Origin of the sequence: Alkalinema pantanalense CENA528, from assembly GCF_050753345.1 — a bacterium.
In the GTDB taxonomy this organism is placed as follows: Bacteria; Cyanobacteriota; Cyanobacteriia; order Leptolyngbyales; family Leptolyngbyaceae; genus Alkalinema; species Alkalinema pantanalense.
The window spans coordinates 26,234-34,253 of the sequence record NZ_JBLZFX010000063.1 but is presented as its reverse complement, the minus strand read 5'-3'; the positions used below and the strand labels follow the sequence as shown (position 1 = coordinate 34,253).

The window sequence follows — 8,020 nt, the reverse complement described above, 5'->3', positions numbered from 1 at the left end:
AGATTCAGCATGAGAAGGCTCTGGGCTACTGCTTCACATTATCCATTATTTCCCAACACGTCTATTCTTTACGGGAGTTCATGGCAGCGATCGCCCTTTTCTGCGGTGACCGCTCAGGATGGAAGATCCAGTGGATTCTCAGGTGGAGTGCTCAGGGCGACCATCCCACCCCTGAGAATGGCTCAAAAGCATGGCTCAGAATTCGAATGTCATCCGCAACGACCATTGCCAAATGGTTGCACCCTTACGGTTATCCGGATTGGTCAAGACCATCACCGACGGACTGATGTTGATGTAGTCGTTGAGGAGTAACCCAAAATAAGCCTCCACATTTGTTTGGGTCGCATTGCCCAGATCTTTTGTAATAAACGGCTGTCCGATCGCTAAACCCGCCTTCGAACCTGGAATCACAAAATTGCGTAAAATGCCTCCGATCGCCCAAGTCTTAGGATTCAAATCCAAATCTTCTCCGACAACTTGGTTGAAGCCTCGATAACTTCCCACCCCAAACCGTCCGAATACTCCAAATTGGCGACTGACAGCCCATTCAGCATTAATACCAAAGACATTGATTACACTACCGTTAACATTACTATTTGTGTACTGTAAGCGTAGGGCAATAGGTTGCTCGAAACGATATTCTGCTTCGATCGTACCTTGATAGCGATCGTGAAATAAACCCTTTTCCGGATCATTCGCATCTGCTCCCACAAATAATCCCCGCAGCGTTAATGCATCCTGCAACTGCCAACTGACTGCGGCCCCTGCGCCTCCAAAGCGATCGAGTTCATTTTGGACAATTAGGGGATTGTTACTGAAAAAGCTGGAAATGAAATTCTGCCCCGAGTTATTGGCAAAGGTATTTTGATCTATGAATGCACTAGGAGGAAGGGCGGTTCCTACGGCGATCGTTAAATTCTCCATCGGCTGAAAACTGTAATACAACTTCCGCAGCCGCACTTGGGTTTCACTGGTGACCGGATCTAAGCCCCCGCCATCCGCTAAGATGCCGAGTGTGGACAGTAATCCGCCCTTCTGAGCTTGATTTTCCGTGATCGCGTCCTGCCCTTGGTTGCCCATTTCCAATTGGGTGACTAGCAGATCGTTGCCCACAAAGCTGGTATTTAGATTCAGCCGAGTCCGGGAGACGATCGTGGCCTTGGCTCGAGTCCCATTGGTCAAAATTTGGTCACTGCGGATTCCCAACTTCGTCGTGGTGGAAAACTGCCGTGCCTCTAAATTCAGTGTCGATGGCTCGATCTGGTTGGTCAGCCGATTTTTTAATTCCTCAGCCGCCTCCTGATAAACCCGTTGTAGGTTTTTGACCGTCACTAAGTCCCCTAGCGCTCCTTCATTTTGGGACTCCTCAATAAATTGCTCAATGCGATCGCGCAATTGACTCAAGATCGCGGCGAATTCGTAGCGGTTAATGGGTCGATTTCCCCGAAAGGTGCCATCCGGGTAGCCCACCACAATGCCGTAGCGCTCCACCAAGGTCTTGACTGCTTTGTAGGCCCAGTCGGAAGGCTGAATATCCGACAGTTCAGAGACTAAAGGTAACTGAGAGAGTGCAGGATCCACTACTGGATTATCAACTCCACCGGGTTCAACAATGTTCTCTGCAATACTCTCTGCAATATTCTCTGCCCCTAGGGCTGGATTCTGAACCATCGTTGGAGACTCGATCGAGCCCGGAGGGATCACCGTGCTCGATCCCGAGCAACTGATTTCTCCCGTCGGACAGGGGAATTCTCCGGCCCAACTGCGGCTTGGCCCTCCAACTAGCCCGCCCAGTCCCACGATCGCCCATAGCTTGATCATCCATAGCTTGATCGCCCATAGCTTGACGCCCTTCACAGTCTCCACTCCTCCAGCCTCTCCACACAAGATTAAACCCGATCTCAGCCAATTTGGTTGGTCAAATTCCTATGAAGCAATGATTGAAATTCGTGCTTGAAATCCATGATGACACCACGATCGTGCTGGTACCCGCATCGCAAGATGCCGAGTGCAAGATTGCAAGTCCGAATTCTGTATCATCTCCGATGAAGAAGCGAGGATCCGACCTAATTCTATTTAGGATCCATGGCTTCCATAAGGTCTGCCAGTAAAATCCGTCAAGCGCAGGAACGGGTAGATTTCCCAACTAGATCTTCAGGCTATAGCCAGTATTCCAGGATTTTAGGGGCCTAAAGTTGCTGGCGGTCAACTGGCAGTCCATATGAGCGATTAAAATTATGAAGATGAATTTCTCAATTTGCAAGCTCAATTTGCAAGTTAGATAATAGAGGTCAATCTTGACTCATTCCATATTTATTAATATTGAAATTAACATTTAAAATAACATTGAAATTATCACTAGAAAGAACTGAAATACTCAATATTATTCAACACGAAGCCCTCAGCCTTGAAATAGGTCTAAAATCAAGCGATCGAAGCTAGTTTAGACCAAGTGAGTCTAGCTCCTCTGAGAACAGTTCTGAGACCTATTGCGTGATGAGTCTTCAGTTCTCCTGGCAGACTCTTCGATCGAACCCATTCCCTGAATTTCGCCTGCGTAGTAGACTGACGGAGGCAGAAAATTGAGAAGGGAGGTTTCTATGAACGCTCAGGATTTAATGAAAAAACAGGTGGGGTATGCCGCCGCCGATCGTGTCCAGTCTGGCATGATTGTTGGCTTAGGCACGGGTTCTACTACTGCCTTTGCGATTCAAGCGATCGGTGAACGGTTACAGTCCGGCAGCCTCACGGATATCAAAGGCATTCCCACATCTTTCCAAGCGATCGTCCTAGCCCGGAAATTTGGGATTCCCCTTGTGGGATTAGATGAAGTGGATCACGTTGACATCGCGATCGATGGAGCCGATGAAGTGGATCCCAACAAAAACCTTATCAAAGGTGGCGGTGCAGCCCACACCCAAGAAAAAATCGTTGATTCCCTTGCCAACCAATTTATCGTTGTTGTAGACAGCACCAAATTAGTTGATCACTTGGGTTCCACTTTCCTATTGCCCGTGGAAGTATTGCCCATGGCCGTTGCTCCGGTCACCCGCGCGATCGAAAAACTCGGTGGCCACCCCCAACTGCGGATGGGTGTTAAGAAAGCTGGGCCCGTCGTCACTGACCAAGGCAATTTGGTGATTGATGTCAAATTCGATCGCATTGACAATCCCGGCGAACTTGAGAAAACCCTCAACAATATTCCCGGTGTGTTAGAAAATGGTCTCTTTGTCAATGTTGCTGATGTCATTCTGGTGGGTGAACTCCAAAACGAGCAACCGATCGTTCGGGAAATTGCTTAATCGCTAACTTAATCTTTAAAAGTAAAACTGCAGACCCGCCGTTTTCCAGGAGGCAGATAGTCAATCAAGCCGATCGGTCAAGCGGCTTTTTTTGTAGCCAAATCACGATCGCTGACGCCTCTCTATTGACACCTTACACCTCACCCCACCAACTCTGCCAATCTGGCCAATTCGCCACCAACTGCGCCCAATAAGCATAACCCTGTGCCCGAGGATGAGCGCCGTCAAAGGCTCGCACTTCCTCTAGCCAGGGATTGTATTGTTGCAGCGGCGTAAAGACATCTAGAAAAGGAATGGCAAGACTTTGGCATAGGGGTTGCAATTGCCCAATGAATGCCCAAGTCCGATCGTTATGTTCCTGATCCGAGATTGGGGGTGGACTCACCATCAACACCGGATATTGCTGCTTTGCCTCGGTCAGGATCGATCGGGCATACCTGACTGAATCCGCTAGGGCTACGCGGGTTTTCCCCTTGTCCCAAGCCGTATCATTCGTGCCAAAAGAAAACACTAATCGACCGTCACAGCCCTCAGGCAATCGCAACCGCACCTCTGACTGCCACCGTTGTAAGAGTTCCGCACTGGTTTCCCGTCGAATCCCCAAATTGTAATAGGTCAAATTATTGTTGGTCAAATTGTGTTCACTTTGCTGGGCCATGGCACAGATCCGCCCCGTCCACCCCAGACAAGCCGGATCCCCAGTGCCATTAATAAAGGATTCTCCTAAAAAACAGATTCGTAGATCACGGGGCGCTAAAAAGTGCATAGAGGGCTAGATTCCTTGTGTGGCAAGGACTTTGGGGATCGGCATCATACCGCGATCGCGCGCGTTTTTCAACAAATCCTAACCTTAAAATAGATTTACAATTCTTTACGTTGCCTGTGGAAAACCTACGATTCTCCCCGGTCAATCCACAGGTTTCCCCACTGTTCTCCACACGTTATTCACAACTTTCCACAGGTTTTCCCCAGAAAAGTCCCGGTTTGTCTACCATCTTCGTCCCTTTGTGGAAAAGCTGCTAACTGCTTCAACAGTTTGTGGAAAAGTGGTTTTTAGATGAAGTTTTGCAACAGAAAAATGCCTGAAACCCGCATTTCTTCGTTTCGTCATCCCCTCAGACTGATCAAAATTTCACGATCGTCAATGTTGATCTTCTAGGGGCGATCGCGCAGAATATAGCGACCAAAGCAAAGCCCTCAAACCCATACCTAAGAACGGATCCAGTCACTGGAAACGGAAGCAAGTGTGTGGTGAACGGGGTATGCTTTTGCATTGATTTTTTTCAGAGAGAGAATTGCCCATGGATACGCCCATCAGCCTTCTGGTCGAAATTCCTGAAACATTGCACGGTTCCTTGATCAACTTTCTCGACAATCGTCCCGATTGGGATCAGGATCGTGTGTTTTCCGCTGCAATTTCCCTATTTCTCTTACAAAATCGTTCTCCTGAACAAGGTAGCGATCGGCAAGCTGCGCGTATTTACTTAGATTCTATTTTTCGTCGTCCTGCCGATGCTGCTTCATAAACTGATTTTCCAAGATGATTCGATCGGGTCTTCCAAAAAAGTCGCTTCCCTACCGCTCTTAGGTTTTGTTAGTTAGGTTTTGTTAGTTAGGTTTTGCTGACCTTGGTAATTTTGAGGTTCTCACTTGTTCCTTTGTCATCCATATGGTTTTGTTACCGCCTAAATCTGTCGTCCTTGCATAATTTGGGAAAGAATGGGACTAGCATCGATTAAACCTGAGAACTAGAACGTTTGATTTCCAGCTTCCTAGGCTTGTTTATTGCTTTACACCTTTGCAGTCCCCATTCTTTCCAACTATCAGTTTTGCTCTACCGGATCTAATTTCTATCTTGTCTTGTTCACCTTTGCGATTGCTTTGAGCAGTTATGACCTACCACATCTCTGCTACGAAGTTGAAGGCATATAAACGTTGTCCCTATGCCTACTACTTACGTTATGAACGGCGCGTTAGTTCTAATGAATGCTATGGATCAGCGGCGTTGGGGACAGCGTTGCACCAAGCACTAGCCCAGTGTTACCGTGATTGGCATTTCAGCGATCGTATTCCTGATTGGGGCTGGTTTAGCGCTGCTTGGGATCAGTTTTCCATGGGCTTGACCAATGGTCAAATTCTCGAGGGACGCGGGATTCTTGAACGCTATTATCAAACTTTTGTGGCCAACCAAATGTCGCTCAATCAACCGTTGGCTGTGGAAGGTAAAATCCAAGCCAAGCTCCAGGTTGAAAATGTTGAGTTTACAATTTCTGGGCGATACGATCGCATCGATTACCTGGCCGACGGGCTGGAGTTAATTGATTACAAATCGGCTCGAGAGGTCAAATTACCTGATTCTGAAGAAGTTGATTTGCAAATTGGGCTGTATTACTTGGCTCTGGAGCAAACCTATCAGCAAAGTCTGAAATACCTCAGTCTACTGTTTCTGCGAACTGGGGAAAAGGTTCAGTACAAAGCCACCCAACGCCATAAACGCAAAGTTAGAAAAATTATTTCTGACCTTGCAATGGAATTGTGCCACGATCGCACTTGGCAGCCCCAACCTGGATCCCAATGCAGCCGCTGTGCCTATGCTGGCTATTGCGCTGCGGTTACCTGTGCTCCCAATCCTGTTCCACCCTGCGATCGGCTCCAAGGATTACAACTTGCTATTAGTTTTTAGTTGATTCAGCTTTCAGCCTTGGTTATTAATTCTTCATAACCCATGCGTGGCAAATGCATGGGTTTTAGCATTTTTTCTCCGTGATTTTATATAATTCCTTTGATTCCACGATCGTCCCCTCTGCCGTGACCCAAACCAATTGACAGTGCTGCACGATGCCTGCTTCGATCGTGACTAAAGAGAAATTTCGTAGCATTCCCTGGGCTGTTGGCTGAATTCTAGGGGCACAGGCTGCATTCAAGTACACGGCTTGATCCTGGACATGAATTGTCCGGCGGGTTCGATCGGGGGCAATCCGCAAACTGTGGTGCATATGCCCAAAGGTCACGAGCGATACCTGTTTCCCTAGCGTTGGTGTCTTTGACAGCGCCATTTCAAAATCCATATCCCCGTAGTCTCCCCCAGCTGGATACCAGTCCTTTCCGCAGGGATCCTCGGGCTGATCGCCCATGCCCGCAGGCCCATTGTGACCGACAAAAATCAAATGATCGCAGGTCGTCTGCTCCACTACCTGCAAAATCCGATCGATCGACTCCTCAAAATTCCGCACATCGAACCGTCTGCGATAAAACTTGCGGTGTTTCCACTTTACCCCCCCCCAACTGAAGGGACGCACGCCGACCACACTAATGCCCCAATCGGGAAAATCCAACTTGCCATAACCCACAAAGGCATCACCTAGTAGATCAATCTGCATCTGTACCCGATCCTCTGCATGGCGATCGTAGGGACAGCGCGATCGGCCCCAGGAACTAGCTGAATACCAAGCATCGTGATTTCCCAAATTAACCGCCTTGGGTAAATCTAGGGATGCAACTTTTTGCACCACCTCCACCGCTTCGTTACCAAAGTCTCCGACGAACAACACCAAATCTACGCCCAAGCCCTTAAGCGCAGTGTGGTCAGCCTCATCCCACTGGTCATGTACATCTCCAACGACAGCAACTTTAATGCGGTTTCCGATGCTCATAGGGTTTATCTACACCATTTTTGAATGATAATTGATGTTCACTAATCGTTAATCCAAGTTGATCGCCAAGCGACTTGGGCTTCAGCCACCGATCGTTGCCGTTGCCGTTTGCGATATTCTCGACCTAGCATCTTCATTTTTTGGGTCAATTCGCGAACCTTACGCCGCCAAACCATGGTTTCTGGATCGTTGAATTCTAATTCCGACAAGCGCAATTGAACTGCAACAATATGCATTAAATTGGCAGGACGTTTACTGCTCTTTTCAGGCTTTTCTGGGGAACTTCCTGGCCCCTCTACCAGCATTTGTACTACATGGGGTAGCTTGCCCATCGTCTCTGCCCCTTCTGCGCGGGAAGCTGCTTCTAAGACCGCATCCGGTAAATTCGGGGAGATCAATCCGGCCCGTTGTAATACCTGATTAATTTGGTGAGACAGTTTGCGCAACGTTTGTCGGGTCGATCGTTCTACATGCTCCTGCCAATTCAGCCATTGATCGATCGGGCTAGGGGGGCGATGGGAAGCCATGACTGACGCAACTTCTGCGAGTAAAGCAGCCAATTCTTGGGTCGCATCCCCTGCCTGATCGGGGCCTTCATCACCATTATCATCATCACCATCGTCATCATCGTCGTCATCGTCCATTTCACGCTCTTCCACCATGAAGGAATTCTCGAGCAAGTCGGAGTGTTCCTCGAGGGATTGAATTCGGAATGACGGTAGTGCTGCAACTTCGCCTAAGGTGGGTAATTGGGTCAGTTGCACGGCGGCCTGACGCACGATCGATCTCACATCGCTTTGTAACATCTCTCGCTGGCTGACCGATAAGCGCAAAAATTCCTCTGGAAACCCTTCTGTACAGACATGGTAGGCCGCCAAAATTAACTGCTGACGCGCATTTTTTTGCAACGCATCCAAATAGCTCCCATAGGTTTGACGGAGGGTTTCACCCAGATCTGCAACCTGCTTATCGAGTTCTGCAAGGCTTTGATTCAGTTGCTCAATGGATGCTGCCATGGACGGTTCTGAACTCTGAATAACAATCTTTTCTAGGATAGCGGCAGTC

Annotated in this window: 8 protein-coding genes; 4 read left to right on the top strand and 4 right to left on the bottom strand. The window is 48.4% G+C overall.

Annotation, left to right across the window (positions count from 1 at the left end; genetic code table 11):
- Window positions 1-195 precede the first annotated feature (195 nt).
- Complete coding sequence (locus ACN4EG_RS18305) at window positions 196-1,671, bottom strand: iron uptake porin (protein ID WP_431631566.1); 1,476 nt, start codon at window positions 1,669-1,671, stop codon at window positions 196-198.
- Window positions 1,672-1,705: 34 nt separating this feature from the next.
- On the opposite strand from ACN4EG_RS18305, the gene ACN4EG_RS18300 reads away from it, so the two are divergent.
- Both ACN4EG_RS18300 and rpiA read left to right on the top strand, forming a co-directional pair.
- A complete protein-coding gene (locus ACN4EG_RS18300) occupies window positions 1,706-1,957 on the top strand; it encodes a hypothetical protein (RefSeq protein WP_431631565.1) in 252 nt (83 codons plus the stop codon).
- A 643-nt stretch (window positions 1,958-2,600) separates the two neighbouring features.
- Window positions 2,601-3,302 carry a ribose-5-phosphate isomerase RpiA gene (gene rpiA / locus ACN4EG_RS18295; protein ID WP_431631564.1) on the top strand — a complete coding sequence of 234 codons (702 nt, stop codon included), beginning with the start codon at window positions 2,601-2,603 and terminating at the stop codon, window positions 3,300-3,302.
- Window positions 3,303-3,435: 133 nt separating this feature from the next.
- On the opposite strand, the gene ACN4EG_RS18290 is transcribed toward rpiA, so the two are convergent.
- Complete coding sequence (locus ACN4EG_RS18290) at window positions 3,436-4,068, bottom strand: GDSL-type esterase/lipase family protein (protein ID WP_431631563.1); 633 nt, start codon at window positions 4,066-4,068, stop codon at window positions 3,436-3,438.
- Between the two features lie 535 nt (window positions 4,069-4,603).
- Here ACN4EG_RS18290 and ACN4EG_RS18285 point away from each other — a divergent pair.
- Both ACN4EG_RS18285 and ACN4EG_RS18280 read left to right on the top strand, forming a co-directional pair.
- On the top strand, window positions 4,604-4,828 hold the full coding sequence (locus tag ACN4EG_RS18285) for a DUF2811 domain-containing protein (protein WP_190571537.1): 225 nt from the start codon (window positions 4,604-4,606) through the stop codon (window positions 4,826-4,828).
- Between the two features lie 365 nt (window positions 4,829-5,193).
- Window positions 5,194-5,985: a RecB family exonuclease gene (locus ACN4EG_RS18280; protein WP_431631562.1), complete on the top strand. Its 792-nt coding sequence runs from the start codon at window positions 5,194-5,196 to the stop codon at window positions 5,983-5,985.
- 64 nt (window positions 5,986-6,049) lie between these two features.
- Here the strand turns inward: ACN4EG_RS18280 and ACN4EG_RS18275 are convergent, their stop codons facing one another.
- Window positions 6,050-6,955: a TIGR04168 family protein gene (locus tag ACN4EG_RS18275; protein WP_431631561.1), complete on the bottom strand. Its 906-nt coding sequence runs from the start codon at window positions 6,953-6,955 to the stop codon at window positions 6,050-6,052.
- Window positions 6,956-6,996: 41 nt separating this feature from the next.
- Complete coding sequence (locus ACN4EG_RS18270) at window positions 6,997-7,971, bottom strand: hypothetical protein (protein ID WP_431631560.1); 975 nt, start codon at window positions 7,969-7,971, stop codon at window positions 6,997-6,999.
- Window positions 7,972-8,020 lie beyond the last annotated feature (49 nt).